At 54.9% G+C, this 18653-nt stretch carries 19 protein-coding genes and 1 pseudogene; 5 read left to right on the top strand and 15 right to left on the bottom strand.

Annotation, left to right across the window (positions count from 1 at the left end; translation table 11 throughout):
• Nucleotides 1–190 precede the first annotated feature (190 nt).
• The 4 genes and pseudogenes from ACFQ14_RS14325 to ald all read right to left on the bottom strand — a co-directional run.
• Nucleotides 191–295: pseudogene (locus ACFQ14_RS14325) on the bottom strand (glutaredoxin); the annotation flags it as partial.
• Nucleotides 296–425: 130 nt separating this feature from the next.
• Complete coding sequence (locus tag ACFQ14_RS14320; protein ID WP_377213437.1) at nucleotides 426–2267, bottom strand: hypothetical protein; 1842 nt, start codon at nucleotides 2265–2267, stop codon at nucleotides 426–428.
• Between the two features lie 78 nt (nucleotides 2268–2345).
• Nucleotides 2346–3086 carry a MauE/DoxX family redox-associated membrane protein gene (locus ACFQ14_RS14315; protein ID WP_377213436.1) on the bottom strand — a complete coding sequence of 247 codons (741 nt, stop codon included), beginning with the start codon at nucleotides 3084–3086 and terminating at the stop codon, nucleotides 2346–2348.
• Nucleotides 3087–3165: 79 nt separating this feature from the next.
• Complete coding sequence (gene ald / locus ACFQ14_RS14310; protein WP_377213435.1) at nucleotides 3166–4281, bottom strand: alanine dehydrogenase; 1116 nt, start codon at nucleotides 4279–4281, stop codon at nucleotides 3166–3168.
• Between the two features lie 163 nt (nucleotides 4282–4444).
• Here ald and ACFQ14_RS14305 point away from each other — a divergent pair, with 163 nt between their 5' ends.
• The 3 genes from ACFQ14_RS14305 to betB are packed head-to-tail and all read left to right on the top strand — an operon-like array spanning nucleotide 4445 to nucleotide 7416.
• Complete coding sequence (locus ACFQ14_RS14305; RefSeq protein ID WP_377213443.1) at nucleotides 4445–4915, top strand: Lrp/AsnC family transcriptional regulator; 471 nt, start codon at nucleotides 4445–4447, stop codon at nucleotides 4913–4915.
• 60 nt (nucleotides 4916–4975) lie between these two features.
• Nucleotides 4976–5944: an alpha/beta hydrolase gene (locus ACFQ14_RS14300; protein WP_377213434.1), complete on the top strand. Its 969-nt coding sequence runs from the start codon at nucleotides 4976–4978 to the stop codon at nucleotides 5942–5944.
• Nucleotides 5941–7416 carry a betaine-aldehyde dehydrogenase gene (betB, locus tag ACFQ14_RS14295; protein ID WP_377213433.1) on the top strand — a complete coding sequence of 492 codons (1476 nt, stop codon included), beginning with the start codon at nucleotides 5941–5943 and terminating at the stop codon, nucleotides 7414–7416. The genes ACFQ14_RS14300 and betB overlap by 4 nt, the downstream gene beginning before the upstream one ends.
• A gap of 51 nt (nucleotides 7417–7467) precedes the next feature.
• On the opposite strand, the gene ACFQ14_RS14290 is transcribed toward betB, so the two are convergent.
• Nucleotides 7468–8139 carry a hypothetical protein gene (locus ACFQ14_RS14290; RefSeq protein WP_377213432.1) on the bottom strand — a complete coding sequence of 224 codons (672 nt, stop codon included), beginning with the start codon at nucleotides 8137–8139 and terminating at the stop codon, nucleotides 7468–7470.
• A 176-nt stretch (nucleotides 8140–8315) separates the two neighbouring features.
• Here ACFQ14_RS14290 and ACFQ14_RS14285 point away from each other — a divergent pair, with 176 nt between their 5' ends.
• Nucleotides 8316–9326: an asparaginase gene (locus ACFQ14_RS14285; RefSeq protein WP_377213431.1), complete on the top strand. Its 1011-nt coding sequence runs from the start codon at nucleotides 8316–8318 to the stop codon at nucleotides 9324–9326.
• Here the strand turns inward: ACFQ14_RS14285 and ACFQ14_RS14280 are convergent.
• The 10 genes from ACFQ14_RS14280 to ACFQ14_RS14235 form a co-directional block, all read right to left on the bottom strand.
• Nucleotides 9323–10510 (bottom strand): MFS transporter, encoded by a 1188-nt coding sequence (locus ACFQ14_RS14280; RefSeq protein WP_377213430.1) that lies wholly within the window; start codon nucleotides 10508–10510, stop codon nucleotides 9323–9325. The two genes, ACFQ14_RS14285 and ACFQ14_RS14280, sit on opposite strands and share 4 nt — an antisense overlap.
• Nucleotides 10511–10684: 174 nt before the next feature.
• On the bottom strand, nucleotides 10685–11137 hold the full coding sequence (locus ACFQ14_RS14275) for a c-type cytochrome (protein ID WP_377213429.1): 453 nt from the start codon (nucleotides 11135–11137) through the stop codon (nucleotides 10685–10687).
• On the bottom strand, nucleotides 11138–12577 hold the full coding sequence (locus ACFQ14_RS14270; RefSeq protein ID WP_377213428.1) for a multicopper oxidase family protein: 1440 nt from the start codon (nucleotides 12575–12577) through the stop codon (nucleotides 11138–11140).
• Complete coding sequence (locus ACFQ14_RS14265) at nucleotides 12570–13469, bottom strand: copper resistance D family protein (RefSeq protein WP_377213427.1); 900 nt, start codon at nucleotides 13467–13469, stop codon at nucleotides 12570–12572. Before ACFQ14_RS14265 ends, ACFQ14_RS14270 begins: the two co-directional genes overlap by 8 nt.
• Nucleotides 13470–13475: 6 nt before the next feature.
• Nucleotides 13476–13829 carry a copper resistance CopC family protein gene (locus tag ACFQ14_RS14260; protein WP_377213426.1) on the bottom strand — a complete coding sequence of 118 codons (354 nt, stop codon included), beginning with the start codon at nucleotides 13827–13829 and terminating at the stop codon, nucleotides 13476–13478.
• Nucleotides 13830–13839: 10 nt separating this feature from the next.
• Complete coding sequence (locus ACFQ14_RS14255) at nucleotides 13840–14136, bottom strand: c-type cytochrome (protein WP_377213425.1); 297 nt, start codon at nucleotides 14134–14136, stop codon at nucleotides 13840–13842.
• 116 nt (nucleotides 14137–14252) lie between these two features.
• Entirely contained in the window at nucleotides 14253–14645 is a 393-nt protein-coding gene (gene cueR / locus ACFQ14_RS14250; protein WP_377213424.1) for a Cu(I)-responsive transcriptional regulator, read from the bottom strand.
• On the bottom strand, nucleotides 14642–14776 hold the full coding sequence (locus ACFQ14_RS14245; RefSeq protein WP_377213423.1) for a hypothetical protein: 135 nt from the start codon (nucleotides 14774–14776) through the stop codon (nucleotides 14642–14644). The genes cueR and ACFQ14_RS14245 overlap by 4 nt, the downstream gene beginning before the upstream one ends.
• Nucleotides 14777–14874: 98 nt before the next feature.
• Complete coding sequence (locus tag ACFQ14_RS14240) at nucleotides 14875–17277, bottom strand: heavy metal translocating P-type ATPase (protein WP_377213422.1); 2403 nt, start codon at nucleotides 17275–17277, stop codon at nucleotides 14875–14877.
• A 100-nt stretch (nucleotides 17278–17377) separates the two neighbouring features.
• Nucleotides 17378–17956, bottom strand: coding sequence for a Crp/Fnr family transcriptional regulator (locus tag ACFQ14_RS14235; RefSeq protein ID WP_377213421.1), 579 nt, complete (start codon nucleotides 17954–17956; stop codon nucleotides 17378–17380).
• Between the two features lie 73 nt (nucleotides 17957–18029).
• Here ACFQ14_RS14235 and ACFQ14_RS14230 point away from each other — a divergent pair, with 73 nt between their 5' ends.
• Complete coding sequence (locus ACFQ14_RS14230) at nucleotides 18030–18608, top strand: hypothetical protein (RefSeq protein ID WP_377213420.1); 579 nt, start codon at nucleotides 18030–18032, stop codon at nucleotides 18606–18608.
• Nucleotides 18609–18653 lie beyond the last annotated feature (45 nt).

Here is an 18653-nt window from a genome sequence, read left to right as displayed (position 1 = left end):
CGAAAAGGAAACATGCGAGAAACGGGATGCTGTCACCCGTCGACTTCGAACGACAGCAGAAAATGAACGCCGAGGGTGTCTAAGAAACTCGGGGCTATTCACACCTTTGCATCTTTAGGGAAACGGACATTTGTTGAGAATGAAGCATCGGTAACAAAGGGCTCTAAAGCGGACCTTTGGTGCTGCCCGATCACCCAGCCATCTTCCACAACATCCAAAGCGCCATGCCTACCATCATCACGTTCTCGATCAGCGAGATGAAGCCCAGCGGCACGTTGCTGTTGCCGCCAACGCATACGATCGTATTTAATGCGTCACGGCTACTACCCAGTCCGCATCAGGCGGTTGCTGGTAGAGCGTCAGGTTGGCATCTGCAACACGCCAACACGGTTGTTCTTGAGTTAGCTCCGCATTCACACCAAATCTCAATTCGACACATCCAGCTTCAGATCACTGAAATCCCCCCTCGCCAACCGCTCGCTGTCTGTTGAAATCACCACGCTGCCAACGTCACCAAACATGTGGCCTGTCAGATAGTTCGTGCTCACTTCAATCAGCATGACAGATCGGGGCATATTTGCAGCAAATTCGATGCATTGCCCCTCCGGCATACCGCCAAATTGAATCGGTGCGCTTCTGGCCTGACTCCGCCACAGCTTCTTGAGCTCCTTTTTTACGTCAGCACGCATGGCACCAGCATTTTCTGCGTAGTCGCGCTGCAAAACCAAACTCCGCAACGTTCTGTAGTGTTCAAAATCGCTGCGAGAGACCAAATTTTGGTCAATCATTGCCTGCAGCAGCTCAGAAACGTGCTCCCAATCACCGATCTTCAAGCCTTCTTCGGGCGTGCTGGCCAGTTGCTCTTTCATTCGGTTCAGGACTTCCAGACCGGATGAGCGTTTTTCGACCCAGGAGGTCAGTCTGGCACGCTCCGCCTCCAGTTTGTCCGTGTCTGTCAAATCCGCCAACAGGCGTTCAGCACGCTCACGGTTCTTTTGTAGCCCATCGATTGCCTCGTCCAACGAATTTGGTGGCGTTCCCATTCCCACTTTAAAATAGATGCTTGAGGCATCGTCATCTTGGCCCGATTGTTTCATTCGGGCCGCGGATTCTTCAAAGCACACAAAACAAAGCCGCACATGCTCAGCCCGGATTTTCCGGATTTTCTGCGCTATTTCTTGCCATTCGCCGGGACTTTCAGCTCGAAGTTTGCGATAGCCTGCGTAGTTGATATCGCGAGTAACAGTGATAGGCAGGTCCACGAACTGCTCGGAAATCTGTTTGCTCAGCGCTGTGGTTGAAGCGCCCAAGTCCGCAGCGGCCTTTTTATCGCTGCTTGAAATGGGATAGGTCGAAGCGGACCTTGCGATCCCCTGCACTGCACTCTCGTCCAAAGCGCGGGCAAACGGCTCTCCGCGCGCGAGACTCTCCTCAAGCTGTAGCGCGATCAGGTCTTTAATCCGGTCATATTCATCGAGCCAGTTTTGCACCGTAAAAAGCTGGTCGCGATATCGATTGGTAAGATCGATGATCATCTTATCGAATCCAGCGATTTGGGATTCCAGAACATCGCAAAGTTCAGGATTACCGCCATCTTCCGAGCCAAAGTTTTTGAGTGACACCAACACCTTCTCATGGCGGCTGGAAAGTGCTGTGTGCGCAACTTCAACCAGCAACCGCAATTGACGCAACGAGGTGGGCCGAACCAAAGGATCGCTCAGCGGAAGATCGGCAAATGGATCACCCACTGGCTGTGGATTTCGCAAATCGGATACCTTCCCGCTCGTGGGAGCCTCCGCCAGCCGTATGGGCCAAGCGGGCATTTCAAGCGCAAAATCCGGCAGTTTCGACTGTTCGTAGTAATAACAGGAAAAGTCCTTCGGAACGGACGCGGGAACGGGGGCGATCGCCGTGTTGGCCTGAATCAAATGGGCCTGTGCCTGCAACACTTCACCTACCGAAAGGTGGACAACCAACTTGCCTTCGCGCGGTCCAAGCCCGCCCCACGCATCGGCAGGAAGCTGCGCACAGTCTATCTCACACAATTGGAACCGGGTCGGGTCTTGTCTGTCAGGTAAATTCAGCAGTTCAGGATGGTGGCTCTCACCGCCAATCCACCCTAGCGGAGGCGTGCTTGAACGCTCGGATACGTCAACGAAAGCAAAGACCGGATTGAAGTGGTGCGGCTGTGGAATGACGTCGCGTGCTTGACGAGCGTTGCTTGTCTGCTTGCCAAAAAGCCCGTTGAGTATTTGTTTTAAGGCCATGAAATCATCCGTGCGCCAGATATTCCCCCAATAATGCGCAAGATGTCTTTCAGAAATATTGACCCATAAAACTCTTATTCACCCAAACAACCCCGCCCCCATCCACAGCGCCATAGCAACCATCATCACGTTCTCGGTCAACGAGATGAACCCCAACGGCACATTGCTGTTGCCGCCGACGCAGGCGCATTTGAGATTTCGTTTGTCGATATAAACGGCCTTGAACACCGACACACCGTTGATCCCCGCGATGAACAGGGCAACGGGCGCGGAAATCCATGTCAACGCTCCCGCGATCATCAGCACGCCAGCGCCAACCTCGGCAAACGGGTAGAAATAGGCATAGCGCAGATGCTTCATCGCCAGCAGGTCATAGGTGATGAATGTGTTGGTGAAACTGTCAAGATCGCGCAGCTTCTGAATACCCAGCGCGCACATGGAAAAAGCGATAAACCATTCCGCCGCCCGCACAGTCGCCACGCTGCCGCTGATCGCGTAGCTGGCGGCCATAGCCATCAGCGCGGTCACAGCGAAAATGGCGATTACGGGCGTGTAGGACAGCGCGTTCTTGTCTTTGCTCGGCACACCCAGCTTTTCCTTAAGCGCATCGAACCCGCCAACATGCTCGCCGTCGATCCAGATTTGCGGGGTCGTCTTGACGTTGTGCTTGGCTTTGAACGCCTCCTGCTCCTCGCGTGAGGTAATCAGGTTGTCGTCCAGCTCGTAGCCCTTGCGAGACAGCAGATCGCGCGCCCTCATGCCTGAGGGACAGATATGGCTATCCATATACATGCGGTAAAGAACGGCTTTTTGCGCCATGATATTGCTCCCCAAAGCGGTGAAGCGGCTCTCCCGCCTCACCTTCTCACTTGGGGTGGAGCACAGCCCGTGTCAATCGCTACGCCGCCAAAGCTGCCGCGCCGTCGCGCAAATCCATTTCCAAGGCTTCAGCCACGGCACGGTTGGTGATCTGCCCGCGATGAACGTTCAGCCCGTTCATCAGGTGCGGGCTCTCTTTGAGCGCCTCAATGCCGTTGTCGGCCAATGCGAGGCCAAACGGCAACGTTGCGTTATTGAGCGCATGAGCAGACGTAACGGGCACTGCGCCGGGCATATTCGCCACGCAGTAGTGCACGATGCCGTCGACTTCATAAGTCGGCTCCGCATGGGTGGTGGCTTTTGAAGTTTCAAAACATCCGCCCTGATCAATCGCCACATCGCACAAAACAGAGCCGGGCTTCATGCCTGACAGCATAGCACGGCTCACCAGTTTCGGCGCAGCCGCACCGGGAATGAGCACCGCACCAATCACGGCGTCAGCGGAGAAAACCTCCTCTTCCAGCGCCTCTGTCTTGGAAAAGCGCGTGGTCACCCGCCCGCCGAACATCGCATCCAGTTCCCGCAGTCGGGGGATGGATCGGTCGAGGATGGTTACCTGAGCGCCCAGCCCAACCGCCATCATCGCCGCGTTCGTGCCAACAACGCCGCCGCCGATCACGACAACCCTGCCAGCCGCCACACCCGGCACACCGCCCAGCAGCACACCGCGTCCGCCATTGGCCTTTTGCAAGGCCGTGGCAGATGCCTGAATGGAGAGCCGCCCCGCCACTTCAGACATAGGTGCCAACAGCGGAAGGCCGCCTTGGGCGTCGGTGACAGTTTCATAGGCTATCGCCGTGCAGCCGGAAGCCAAAAGACCACGCGTTTGGTCTGGATCGGGAGCAAGATGCAAATAGGTGTAGAGCAACTGCCCTTCGCGCAATTGGGCCCATTCGGCAGGCTGCGGCTCCTTCACCTTCACGATCATGTCGGCACGGGCAAAGACCTCCGCAGCCGTATCGACAACCTCAGCCCCTGCCGCACGATAGGCATCGTCGTCCGCGCCGATGCCAGCGCCGCATGCCGTCTCGGCAATAACCCGATGACCGCGAGCCACATATTCGCGCACTGCGCCGGGCGTTAAGCCCACACGATATTCGTGATTTTTGATTTCCTTTGGAACGCCGACCAACATGATTTTCACTCCCCTCATCGCGCCGCTTTTCCAGCGCAAATTATTGCAATAACGCAGTTTACCGTCGATCTTCGCACATTTCCTTGCAAATATGCCTTTGTAAGCCACATACTGCGCTTAAAAATTGCGCTCACCTCTTCAACTACGGAGAATTATTGTGGCAATCGAACTCGACGCGATAGATCGCTCCATCCTCACCGAACTTCAGCGCGACGCCCGCGTGCCCAATGTTCAACTGGCCGAGCGCGTTGGCTTGTCGCCCTCCGCCTGTTCACGCCGTGTCGATGCGCTGGAAAAATCCGGCATCGTGCGCGGCTATCACGCCCGGCTATCGTCGAAAGCACTGGGCCACCCAATCGTGGTCATCGTCTACATCACGCTGGAGGGCCAGTCGGTCGCGCAACTGGCGGATTTCGAGGCGGCGGTGAAGAAATGCCCCAACGTGCTGGTCTGCTATCTCATGTCCGGCGAAAGCGACTACCTGTTGCGCGTCGCGGCGCAGGACTTGGAAGACTACGAGCGCATCCACAAAGAATGGCTCTCCTCCATGCCCGGCGTCGCAAGAATGACCTCCAGCTTCGCCCTGCGCGAAGTCATCAACCGCCCGAGTGTCGAGATCGGGTCGTTCGCCTAACGCTTGCACCGCTCTGGCGAGACGATTAGGGGATGGACTAACAACAGGGAGCGCTTTGCAATGCTGAAAAAACTAGGGGCGGCCTTCGCTGCCATTGTGGTTATCCTCGGCGCAGTCCTGATCTTCGGCCCGCGTGAGCCGGTGGATGAGACGATCTCTATCGACAAAGCGGCTATCGCAACCGATCCGCAAGCCTATCTAGCGGCGGAAGAAGCCGCTCACAGCGACATCATCGAAGGTGCGCACAAGCAGATCATATGGAATGACCCCGCCAACAAGGCCAAGACGTCACTTTCGGTGGTCTATATCCACGGCTTCTCCGCCACGTTGGAGGAGATCCGCCCCCTGCCCGATCAGGTGGCCGCAGCACTCGGCGCGAACCTCTTCTACACCCGTCTTTCCGGCCATGGGCGCACCGGCGATGCGATGGCCGAGCCGACCGTAAACGATTGGTTCAACGACACCGCCGAGGCCATCGAAGTGGGCCGTGCGATTGGCGAGCGCGTGGTGGTCATTTCCGTTTCCACCGGCGGCACCTTTGTCGCTTGGGCGGCGACTAAGCCGGAAATGATGGAAAACGTGGCCGGATTGGTGTTCATCTCGCCCAACTTCGCCATCAACAACCCTGCTGCGCCGCTGCTGAGCGCTGGAGCCGCCCGCTATCTGCTGCCACCGATCTTCGGCGCGGAGCGGTCTTTCGAAGCGATCAATCCCGAGCACAAAAAATGGTGGACGACGAAGTATCCCACAGCCGCTATCTTTCCCATGGCGGAAAGCGTTCGCTTCGTGGATAAGCTGGATAAATGGCAGGCCAAGACGCCTGCCATGTTCATATATCACCCGGACGACAAAGTGGTGAGCGCCGACGCCACCAAGCGTGTCGCCGCTTTCTGGGGCGGTCCGACCGTAGTGGAAGAAGTGACCGAGGCCGAAGACCCGTTTAACCACGTTATCGCGGGCCGTGTTCTCAGCCCTTCCAACACCGCCCCCCTTGCCCGCAAAATCATTGATTGGATCAAAACCAAGTGACCGAACTTACCGCCCAGCCCAAAGCCTCGCACTTTATCGATGGTGCCTATGTGGACTACGCGTCCGGCAAGCCGTTTGTCAGCCTCTATCCGGCAACCAACCAGCCCATCGCGCACCTTCACGCCGCGACGGACGAAATCGTTGAGAAAGCCATTGCAGCCGCCGTGCGCGCGCAAAAGGAATGGGCGTTGGTGCCGCAGATCGAGCGCGGGCGTATACTCATCGAGGCCTCTAAACTCATCCGCGCCCGCAACGACGAAATTGCCCGCATTGAAACGCTGGACACCGGAAAAGCCATCCAGGAGACGCTCTATGTCGATGCCGTTAGCGCCGCCGACAATCTGGAGTATTTCGGTCAACTCGTGGCCACGATGACCAACGAGCAAATCCCCGTCAACGAAACCAGCTTTGCCTATACACTGCGCGAGCCGCTGGGTGTTGTCGGCGCAATGGGCGCTTGGAACTATCCCATTCAGGTCGCCGCGTGGAAATCCGCCCCCGCTTTGGCGATGGGAAACGCCATCGTCTACAAGCCATCGGAAATGACACCGCTGACCGCGCTGATTCTGGCGGAATGCCTCACCGAAGCGGGGCTTCCCGCTGGCCTCATCAACATCATTCAAGGCTTCGGCGATGTGGGCGCGAAACTCACCACACATCCTGACATTGCCAAAGTCTCGCTCACAGGCTCGGTTCCTACGGGCACGAAAGTTATGGCATCCGCTGCGGAGAGCTTGAAACACGTAACGCTGGAACTCGGTGGCAAGTCGCCATTGATCGTATTTGACGATGCCCATATCGAAAACGCGGTTTCCGGCGCGATCATGGGCAATTTCTATTCCACGGGTCAGGTCTGCTCCAATTCAACCCGCGTTTTTGTCCAAGATGCCATCCGCGAAAAATTCACCGACCGTCTGGTCGAGCGCACTAAAGCAATCAAGTTGGGCGACCCGCTGGATCCCGATGTGCATTTGGGACCGATGGTCTCCAAAGCGCAGTTGGATATCGTCACAGGCTATATCGAGCAAGGTAAAGCCGAGGGCGCAACCCTGCTGTGCGGCGGCGACACGCTAAAGCTGCAAGGCTTCGAAGACGGCCATTTCATCAAACCCGCAATCTTCGACAACGTCACCGATGATATGACCATTGCGAGAGAGGAAATTTTCGGCCCCGTCCTTTCACTATTTTCCTTTTCGGACGAAGACGAAGTCATCGCCCGCGCCAACGCGACGCCGTTCGGTCTTGCAGCGGGAGTGTTCACGAAAGATCTGGCACGCGGTCACCGCGTGGTGCGCCGCCTGCAGGCGGGCACGACCTACATCAACAATTTCAACCTCACACCCGTCGGCGTTCCCTTCGGTGGCTACAAGATGAGCGGCATCGGGCGCGAAAACGCTGCCCACGCACTGGAAAGCTACAGCCAGGTCAAGAGCGTCTTTGTCGAATTGGGAGACGTCGAGGCGGGTTACTGAACCCAATTGTTCCCGACAATGGCCGCAATCGCCCTTGGCGCAGAGTGCGTTTCACGACAAGACCACGGGACAGCGCGTGAGGTCCCAGTCTTTTGCTAAGCCTTGAGACTCCAATGCCCGATAGAGGCGGTCGCTGATGAAGAACTTGCTCAAGATTCGCTCATCTCGCCAGATATCAGCACCTGACAATGCAGCTTCAGAAAACCGTGTGACCTGAAGGGATGGGTTTGGCGTCGTTGCCCACAGTTCTCCCTTCCAGACATCACGGGCACCTTCTGAAAGCTCGGGCAGAAACGCGTTCTTCTTGACGCCTATGTAGAGAATGCAAAACCCCTCACTGAAAATCGTCGTCTTGTCGGATTTGTAGAGGGTGACGGGTTTCAAAAAGCCGGGGGCAATGTCGAAGTCACGGATTACGGACGCACTCTCGGGAGACACGAAAAGCGGACCTGCTTTGAACAAATGCAGGGTGTTCGGGTATTGGTAAGGTTCCTGACTTCTCGGTTCGTAAAATTCCGATGGATATTCTTCGATATCAACCGGCTCGCTGCGCTCGGATCGCTGCAATAATTTGGACAAATGTTGCGTCAGGATTGACGTACGTTCATCAGGAAGATCGGTCGTCAGCCATGACTTCTGATGCGTGCTGCTGGTCTGCACGCTGCTCATCCAGATGCAGGGGCCATCCGGCGTATCGGTCGATGTTGTTTGATGGTCCGTCATCAATTTTGTCGCAGTGCTTTTATTCATCTGTAGCGAAAGCCGTAATGCTTCAAAATCGATCCCGCATCAAATACTTCGAATGCAGAACCCTGTGCTGAAAAGACAACCATTTTTCTTGAGGCCAGCACCTTTTCACGACATAAGCGTCGGGAATTCCCAACCTTGCGGCCGCCATCATGACCAATCCCATCCTCGTCGAAGTCTCCCGCGGCCCGAAAGTGGAGAGCGTGCACCGCGGCGCTATCGCCGTCATGGATGCTCAAGGTAAATCGGTTCTGTCCTTTGGAGACACCGAGGCCCCCGTCTTTCCCCGCTCTGCCGTAAAAGCCATTCAAGCGCTGCCGCTGATCGAGAGCGGTGCTGCCGATGCTTATGGCTTTGGTGACAAAGAATTATCGCTCGCCTGCTCCTCCCATTCCGGTGAAGACGAACACGTCGCTATGGCTCGCTCCATGTTGAAGCGCGCAGGATTCAGCGAAGACATGTTGGAATGCGGCGGCCATTGGTCGACCAACCACCGCACGCTGCTGCACCAAACGACAATCTATCCGATCAACTCCACACCGCCAGCCGTGTGCAACAATTGCTCCGGAAAACATACAGGCTTCGTATGTACAGCCGCCCATACGGGCGTGGACCCCAAAGGCTATATCGGGCGCGATCATACCATCCAGAAAAACATCAACACCGTTATGCAGGAAGTAACGGGCGCGGCTCACGATGAGGATATCTGCGGAACAGATGGTTGCTCCATCCCCACATACGCCGTGCCGCTGTCAGCTATGGCCACGGGCTTTGCGCGCATGGCCACCGGCGTTGGCCTACCTCCCGAACGCGCCACGGCCGCTAAGCGGCTGCTCAACGCCTGCATGAACGAGCCATTCTACATGGCAGGCACGAAACGGTTCTGCACGGAATACATGACGCTCGGCGCTGGGCGTCTGTTCGCCAAAACGGGCGCGGAAGGTGTATTTTGCGCAGCAATTCCAGAACTCGGTGTCGGCATCGCGCTTAAAGTTGACGACGGCACCACCCGCGCCAGCGAAGCGATGATGGCAGCCGTCACTGCGCGGCTGTTGCCAGCCGACGACCCGCTACAACAGGGACTTGCGCGTTGGACGGATAAGAGGATGCGAAACTGGAACGGACTTGACGTTGGCCGCGTGACGGCCACCCTGCCCCTTTAACTTGGACTGGGTTTTGCGTCCTTGGAGAATATGTAAACCACTGATGCGAAAACTGACGCCGCCAGATAAAGCCAGATCACAGCGCTGAAGCCAGACACTTCATCGCCCGACACAGCGCTGGCGTCATAGACGAAGCCGGACAAGCCCTGCATCAACCCTGTGCCGCCGATGGAGAAGAAGTTGATCAGCGTCACCCCCCGGCCCGTCAAATCAGCCGGCACGTAAGCCATACAATGGGCCATCACCACACCATAGAACATGCCAGCCAAGCCCATCACCACCAGCGCACCCGACACAAATTCCACACTGCCAAGTGGGTTGAACGCCCAAGCAGCCAGCGCCACTATCGTTAGGCCGTTGCCGCCCAGCACCACCCATTTGCGCGAGTTGAACAACGTGTCCATCGGACCATAAGCGAGCGAACCGATAACCATCGCCACCGCCACAAAAAACGTGATTGACCCAATCTCGGTAGCGGCCAACCCATGCACTTGATCAAAATACGGCCCGGCCCAAAGACCGCGAATGTTGGCAATGATCGCGTAGCCAAACAGGCACATGGGAAAAATTGGCCACAGTGCCGGAATGGAGAATACGCGCCAATAGGAACCGTTATCCCGGTCCGGACCTCCAGACACATGGGGATTCTTCACCAGCAGCAGCGTCGCCACCGCAATCGCCACAGTGACCGCACAAAGCCCGCCCATCACCAGCCGCCAGCCGTAGGCGTCCGCCAGTGATGCCAGCGGCGACGTGCCAAGCAAGTTTCCCGCATTGCCAAATGCGATAAAGGTCGAGGAGAGAAACGCAAACCGCTTGGCGGAAAACTCGGCTCTGAAAATATACAAAGTTGCCATCAACACAGGCGAACACCCAAGCCCAATGGCGCCCATAGCAACGATGACCATCCAAGGCGCACTCGCGACCGCAAACATCGCAGCGCCACCGCCTGCGCCTGCAAAAAACAACAAAGCCGCCGTCAGCTTAGGCCCAAGCCTGTCCAACATCGGCCCCACCAAAAACTGCGACAACGCAAAAACCACAAACCAAGCCGCCAGCGCCTGGCTCAACTGATTGTTCGTCATCCCCAATTCAGAAGAAAGGACGGGCGTCAGCACCGCAAGAAACGAGCGATAAAACTGGCTCATCACATAAGCAAAGGCGAGCGCGATAATGCCGGGCATGGGGAAGGTATCTCAGAAGAGCAAAAAGCCGACGAGAGGTATCATTGAAAAGGCACGTTTGGAAAGGCTAGTGCGAAAGACTGATGTGCGGACGAAGCGCGATTCAAACAATGGCAGCTATTGATACAGTGCGGACCCACCACTGTGATGCAACCGGATGTCATGCCCCAAGACTCATTGCTTGTTCAATCGATTTTGGTGAGTACGGGTAGTTTGTGACCAGGTGCTCTCTATGAACGAAAGCACTGCTTTGATTTCTTTGTCGGTCAGTACGCCTTCATATGCTGGCATGTTCGATTTGTAGTCTGGTTGATTGAGATATTTCGCCAAACCGTATTTTGTCAGATTGAAAAGTACCTGATTGCTATGATGCCAAGTATGACCAGTGTCGTCATGGGGAGGTGCAGGCATCGTGAGATCTGCATTCGGTCGCCGCCAGTTGGGTTCGCCCTCAAGATTTGTGCCATGACAGGAGGCACAGTGTTGCTGATAGATTTCTCTGCCCTTTGTCACAATTGGCAAGTCGTCGGGGGACAACAATTCTGCCGCGTGAGAAGAACCAGGAAAAACCGAGGCAAGCAACACCAGCCCGAGGCCTCCAGGGCTCCAAAATTTCAAGTTCTTCACTCAGATCACCTTGAACCAGGTTTTCATCCCAGCGGCAGAGTGCTCCAGCATGTGGCAGTGAAGAAGCCAGTTGCCAGGATTGTCAGCAACGAACGCGATTTTCACCTGCTCGTCGCGCTCGATTGTGAACGTGTCACGCCAGTCAAAGTGTTTTGGCGTTTTCCCATTGTGTTCGATGATCTGGAAGTGATGGCCATGCAAGTGGATACCGTGGGGCCAACCGGTTTGGTTATCTGTGGTAAGAACAATCGTCTGTCCCTTCTTGGCTTCAAACAGTGGTTTGTCGCCGAAATTGGCGACGCCGTTGAAAGACCAAAACTGGCCGGTTCTCCGCATTTCCCTCGGCCCCATCATCATGCCGTTGTGCATCATTCGGCCCATCCGTCCCATTGCGCCGCCCTCCATATTTAGACTGACGGACATCGCGTTTTCCAAGTCTGGCTGAGCGATAGGGTTCATCGGCAACGTCGTACTTGCTGCGGCTTTCTGCGTTCCGGAGGATTCCACAACATCGAAAACAGCAATACTCAGCGATTCCCGACCCGCAAACGCTGTCAATGCAAAGTCGCTTAGGTCATTGAGGCGCGCTACGGCTTTTTCCGTTGGAGTTACCAACAGGTCCATTCTCTGTGCGGGTAGCAATGCCTCATACGGGGTCTGTGGCGCGCGTGGTTCGGCGAATGGAAAGCCATCATATGCGATCACTTCTGCACTGATGACGCTAGGATCTATGAACATAATTCTCGCGTTTGCGGCATTGATGAGCCGCAGTCGATAACTCTCGCCAAGTGCTAGCTTAATCGTTGGCTGGGATTGTCCATTTACCGTCAGCCATCCGCCCAGGCGTCCAGCGTGGCTCCAGTCACCCATAAATCCAAGACTGGCGAAGTCAAAAACACCGTTCTCATCAAGCCGCCAGTCATCAATCATCAAGATCAGATCATGAGATCTATCAAATACTGGATCTGCTTCCTCGACAATCAGCGGCCCGTACAAGCCCAACGCAACCTGTTCCCAACTCCGGTTGTGGGCATGATACCAGAACGTACCCGCATCCGGCACATCGAAGATGTATTCAAACGTTTCACCAGGCCCAACAGCGTCTTGCGTCAGACCGGGAACGCCATCCATCGCATTGACGATACGAATGCCATGCCAATGAACGGATGTTGGCTCATCAAGCTCGTTGGTGAAGCGAACCCGAACCGTCTGACCCTGCTTTACTCGAATTTCAGGGCCGGGTGATGTGCCATTGTAGAGCCAGAGATCGGACTGCGCAGATTGGCTACCTGCAAGCTTCTTGGCTGTTTTTGTGGCTCGAAGATCAATAAAGCCATCATCCGCTTCTGCTACGACAAGTGTTGGAACTGCCAGTGCACCAACGCCCAGTCCTACGAACTTGATGAAATCACGACGATTAAAGTGCGAGCGATTATCCATTGGTCATATCCATCGTGTTTGGCAGTGAGGTTACGGTAGTGAGAACGGCGGTGATCGCCAGAATCAAAGCGACTACTGCCATTTCCAGTGAAATGGACTTTCGGAGATGCCCGGCAGCCGAAACACTCTCTTTCCTCAGCGCAGGAACGAAACGGATTTTGTTGGCGGCGGCAAGCGCTAGGAGTACCGCAACGGCTGCGAGTTTCAGCAGAAGGGTAAGTCCGTATTGCGACGAAATCAGTGCCAACGGTGATCCGACCAACAGAAAGGCCAGAACAGAACCTGCGACGACCAATCCGCCAACCACCCACATGGCCTGCCTGCCAAATTCGTGCGCCAGACCACCGGCAACGGAAAGATTTGATTTGGTTGCCACTGATTTGCGCAATGGCCAAAGCGCTCCGATCCAAAAACTGACGCCAAGCAGGTGAAGCGTTACCAGCGCCGCCAGAACAAGCCTAGGATCGCCGGTTGCATGGCCCACGAAGGAAAACGACGAAGCGGTCAGCAGGGCGCCTGTATATCCAAACCAACGTGCAGCCGGAATCCGCAACGCAAACGCTGTAAGTGCGGCCAGCCCCAGCACTCTTAGCAAAACTGATGTTCCAAGCGGAGCATTGCTTACCAGGCCGATCATCTCTGGATCGACCATTCCACTTATACCGTCATCCAGCAGCCTTCCTGCCTGCACGACTATTTGGGCCAACGAACCTGCTAGGCCAACGGCAGCCATTGAAACGATAATTCGACGCAATCCAGCCTTCAGATCATCTTGAAGTTGCGATGTTGCGAACAGATACAGGGCTGAGCCGATGGCCACGAAACAGCCGACGTAAGAAGCGAACTTGGCAGCGAGCGCCAAGAGATCCCAACTGCTCAGCTCGACAGACATCGGCGATCACTCGGATACTGAAAATGAGAACGCGCCGTTTAGCGGATGTCCGTCGTCGCTTAGCGCGCGCCATTCGACTTTATAGTCACCTTTGCCGCGGAATTGCGGCGTCAATTCAAACAGCTTTTGAAACGACCTGGAGGGCAGTTCCAGCCGATCTGCATGGTTTGCCTCACCAAGAGCATGCGTGAGAACGATCTTGGTGAGACGCGCCGGCTTTCCGAATTCCAGCGTCAGCTTGTCAGGCTGCGTTTTCATTTCCGAATTGTCGGCTGGAAACGTCGCCTTCAGCGGCGAATGAGCGAAGGCGCCAATCGGAAGCAGAAGAGCCAGAACTATCGCGTATGCTACTTGTCTCATTTGGTTTCCCTCACTGAATGCCGTTGGCGCGTTGAAGCGTTCGCACGTAAATGATGATATCGGCGATTTCCTGATCAGAAACGCCCGCTATGGGGGGCATGTTTCCATATGGCCAATGGTGTTGCCTAACGCCCTGTTTGACGGCCAGAACGAATGACATGTCGCTGTGATGGCTGGGCTCGTAAATTTTGTGAACCAAAGGCGGCGCAAAGCCGTCTTTTCCCGATGCATTTGTGCCATGACAGGAAGAGCAATTCGCATTGAAGGCCTTTTCTCCTTCAAGTGCCGCCCCCAACAATTCAGGCACAACCACTGCTGCTAGCGGTTCGCTTGATTTGGCAACATGATGATCTCGATTGAGAAAAAAATATCCCGCGGCGACCACTAACGAGACAGCACAAATTATCAATACAGAACGATTCATCAGCTTCGCTTTCCGGCAAGATCATCAATGATGGGACAGTCTGGCTTGTCATCTCCGTGGCAGTTTTCAGCTAGAGTCGATAACGTTTTTTTCAGTGAACGCAGCTCCTTTATCTTCCTGTCGATTTCAATCACCTTTTGGTTCGCAATTTCCTTCACATCGGCACTGGCGCGATGTTCATCTTCGTACAGCGAAAGCAGCAAGCGACATTCATCAATCGTAAAACCAAGACTACGCGCCCGCTGCAAGAAGCGCAGGCGATGCACTTCCTGCTCGGAATAATCCCGATAGCCATTACTGGCCCGCGTCGGCTTAATCAGGTCAATCTCTTCGTAGTAACGAATTGTCTTTGGCGGCAGCTCGCTTTGCCTCGCGGCTTCGCCAATATTCATCGCGAGCGACCTACCGCGTAGCCAACACCAAACCCGATTGCCAAAAGAATGATAACGGCAAAAATCATGCCGAAACCCATGTGGCCATATGGCATTCCCATCATGTGGCCGTATCCTTCATTGATCTGCATTTGAAGCTCCTTTCATCTTTCTGATCGGCCCGGTAGTTCTGCTGATGTCTGAAGATAATGGTTCCACCCACTGGAAGGTCAAGTTTAACGTTCTCAACTTACAAATTGATCCTCCGAAGTCTCAAAGCATTCGAGATCACCGAAACCGAAGACAAGCTCATGGCCGCCGCTGCAAACATGGGGGACAAGAGCGCTCCTGTCAGCGGATAGAGTATTCCGGCCGCCACAGGTACGCCCAGTGAGTTGTAGGCAAAAGCGAAGAACAAGTTTTGCTTAATGTTGCGCACAGTGGCGGTTGACAGCTTCCGGGCGCGAACGATGCCCGTAAGATCGCCGCTGAGAAGGGTGATGCCCGCGCTTTCCACCGCCACGTCCGCGCCCGTACCCATGGCAATGCCCACATCTGCGGCAGCGAGGGCGGGTGCATCATTCACACCGTCGCCAGCCATGGCTACCACCTTACCCTTATTGCGAAGTTCGGTGATGAGAGCTTGTTTTTCCTCCGGGAGGATGCCGGCTCTGATCTCATCGATACCCAATTGCGATGCGACGGCCACAGCCGTTTGCTCGTTGTCGCCGGTCGCCATCACGATCGAAATACCCTGATCGTGCAGGTCGTCAATTACCGACCGTGTGGTGGACTTGATTTCATCGGCGACAGCAATCAATGCCACCAGATCTTCAGCCAAAGCGACATACATTACGGTCTTTCCATCCAGGCGCAGGGTGTTGGCCTTATTTTCAAGCTGGGCGGTGTCGACACCTGCCAATTCCATCATACCGGCGTTACCTAGCGCCACCGATTTGCCTTCAACACTCCCTCTGACACCCTTTCCTGTAATCGCTTCAAAGGCTGAAACCTGAGCGGGAGAAATATTGCGGCCTGCGATGCCATCGACGATCGCTTCCGCCAAAGGGTGTTCCGAGCTGCGCTCCAGCCCGCGCACTGCGGAAAGAATGGCCGTTTCGTCACCGCTCAGCTTTACCACATCCGTCAGTCTGGGCTTTCCTTCGGTCAGCGTTCCGGTTTTATCGACGACGAGAACGTCTACCCGTGCCATCAGTTCAAGAGCCTCTGCTTCCCTGATCAAAACCCCCGCTTGTGCGCCGCGTCCCGTTGCCGTCATGATCGACATGGGCGTTGCCAATCCCAAGGCACACGGACATGCGATAATCAAAACGGACACGGCTGACACCACAGCAAATGCAAGTGTCGGATCTGGCCCGGCAGCCAGCCAGATCAAGAAAGCCAAAACAGCAATCAGAACCACGGTTGGAACAAAGTACGACGCAACTTTGTCGGCCAACCCTTGGATGGGTGCACGCGAACGTTGGGCGGATGCAACCATAGAGACGATCTGCGCCAACATCGTTTCATCCCCCACCCGTTTGGCTTCAATAACGACGGATCCGTTCTTGTTGATCGTGCCTCCGGTGACAGTTTCGCCAACCGATTTCTCAATTGGGATGGGTTCACCCGTCAACATGCTTTCATCTACATTTGTTGTGCCTGCCGTGACCACAGCATCCACAGGGATGGCTTCACCCGGGCGCACCCTTAGCGTATCGCCGACGATGATGTTTTCCAGTGGAACATCATATTCCTCGCCTTCTGGGGTGACACGTCGTGCTGTTTTTGGAGCAAGATCAAGGAGCGCGCGAATAGCGTCGCCGGTGCGATCACGGGCGCGCAGTTCCAGCACCTGACCGACGAAGACCAGTGCGATGATGACAACGGCTGCTTCGTAATAAACGGGAACATGGCCGCCTGCTTCCTGAAGTTTGGCAGGGAAAATACCTGGAAAGAAGGTGGCTATTGCGGAATAGGCGTAAGCCGCTCCGACCCCGATCATAATCAAGGTCCACATGTTCAGATTCCAAGTCTTTATCGACGTCCATCCACGCTGAAAGAATGGCAGAGCGGCCCATAGAACCACAGGCGTTGCGAGGAAAAATTCCAGATAAACGGAAACGGTTTCACCCAACCATTCCCGTATCGGAAAACCAACCATGGGGCCCATAGTGAGAACCATCAAAGGTACTGCCGCCAATACGCTCACCCACAAACGGCGGGAGAAGTCGATCAACTCGTGGTTAGGACCGTCCGAAACGCCATCCATCGGCTCCAGCGCCATGCCGCATATCGGGCATGTGCCGGGTCTTTCCTGCACGATTTCCGGGTCCATGGGACAGGTGTAGAGCGTATCTTTTGACTCGCCAACGGGCTTCCTGGCCTTGTTGCCGGAAAGGTAAAAGTAGGGATCGGCCTCAAAACGATCACGGCATTTGGGATTGCAGAAATGATATTCATCACCCTTGTGGGTTAGATACGGCTTTCCCGCGTTGAGATCGACCCGCATGCCGCACACGGGATCTTGAACTGTGCTGTCGGAAGGAACCAGCGCAGCCTTACGGATTTGTGCCTGAAGGGTGTTTGCATCTTGGTCGCTTTGACCATGGCTACATTGAGCTGAATGCTTGTGTTCGGTCTGAGTGGCCATTGCCTTGACATGCCTTAAAGATTTGCTTTCCACGCAAAGCTAATCTTTCCAGCAACTAGAAGGTCAAGCCGGTTCGCATTTATTCGATCTGCCCAAAAAATCATCTGCTATCAGATGGAATTCCGTATTTTCCTCGACCAGTTTTAGTGAGCTGCCCCCGCTTGGTCAGATTGGACAAAGCCCGATATGTCGCTTCGTGCGTTAATCCGAGTTGGCTCGCGAAGGACAAGACGCTTCCCTTTAACCACCCCTCGGCGATACCGGCATATACCCGCTCTTGGGCTGAGCGGATGGCACGCAGTTCCAATAGGCGACGATAGTCCTGCACTTGACCGGCAAGGTGTGCGGTCATCTTCATGGCGAAAACTGCATTGGTCTCTAAGTGATGAAGCACGAGTGCCTTATCAAACTTGACGATGGAACATGCTTTGAGTGCTACCGCATCACAGTGATAGGTATCTGAGTAGAGCGAGGCTTCTGCGAAGCTTTGGCCAGAGAACGCGCGGTGGATTGAAATATCCGCGCCATCTTTGGCATAGCGGATCATGCGAACCTCGCCTTCCAGCAGATGGAAAAAGCCGGTCGACTTTTCTCCGCTTCGAAATATCAAACTGCCTTGCAGCACCGATTTTTCGATTTTCGTTTCAGAAGGAAGGTCGAGATAGGGTTCGGGAAGCATCGAAGAAAAATATGATTGAAATCATATTTGCGCAAGCCAAACGCGTCTAACGTGTCGATAAAAGGAGCACCAAATGCAGTTTACTTTCAAACGCGTCACTTTGATCGTCGCTATCGCGATGGCCGCGCTTTTGGGAAGCTATTACTTCGCATCCCAAGAGACCCATTTTACCGCAAGCACCCATCATAATCATGGCAGCGGATCTCAACCAACAGAAGCAGGGCAGTCAGCATTCGCAGCAATTGCTGAAATCGTCGCGATCTTGAACGCAGATCAGAATACGGATTGGTCCCAAGTCGACATCAAGTCTTTGCGCAGTCATCTGGTCGACATGAATGCCCTGACCCTTGCCAGCAAAACAGAAATGCAGGTCGATGGTATGAGGGTTCGGTTTGTTGTGACAGGAAGCCAATCTGTCATTCGAGCAGCGCAGAACATGGTTCCTGCCCATGCAAGAGAATTAAACAAAAGCCCCGAATGGGCTGCTTTGGGAAAAGCCAATCCAACGGGTGCCACTCTCACCATGACTGCCACTTCCGACAATGTGCTCAAGAGAATAGAAGCCCTCGGTTTTTATGGACTGATGGCAACTGGTGCACATCACCAACCGCATCATCTCGGAATGGCAAAGGGCCAAGCAATGAACCACTGAACACTTGGTAGCAAGATCGAGACCAACGGTCAGCTCCATACCAAT

Origin of the sequence: Pseudahrensia aquimaris (assembly GCF_042676045.1) — a bacterium.
Lineage (GTDB): Bacteria > Pseudomonadota > Alphaproteobacteria > Rhizobiales > Rhizobiaceae > Pseudahrensia > Pseudahrensia aquimaris.
The sequence above is the reverse complement of the archived record's forward strand: the minus strand, read 5'-3'. Positions and strand labels throughout refer to the sequence as shown.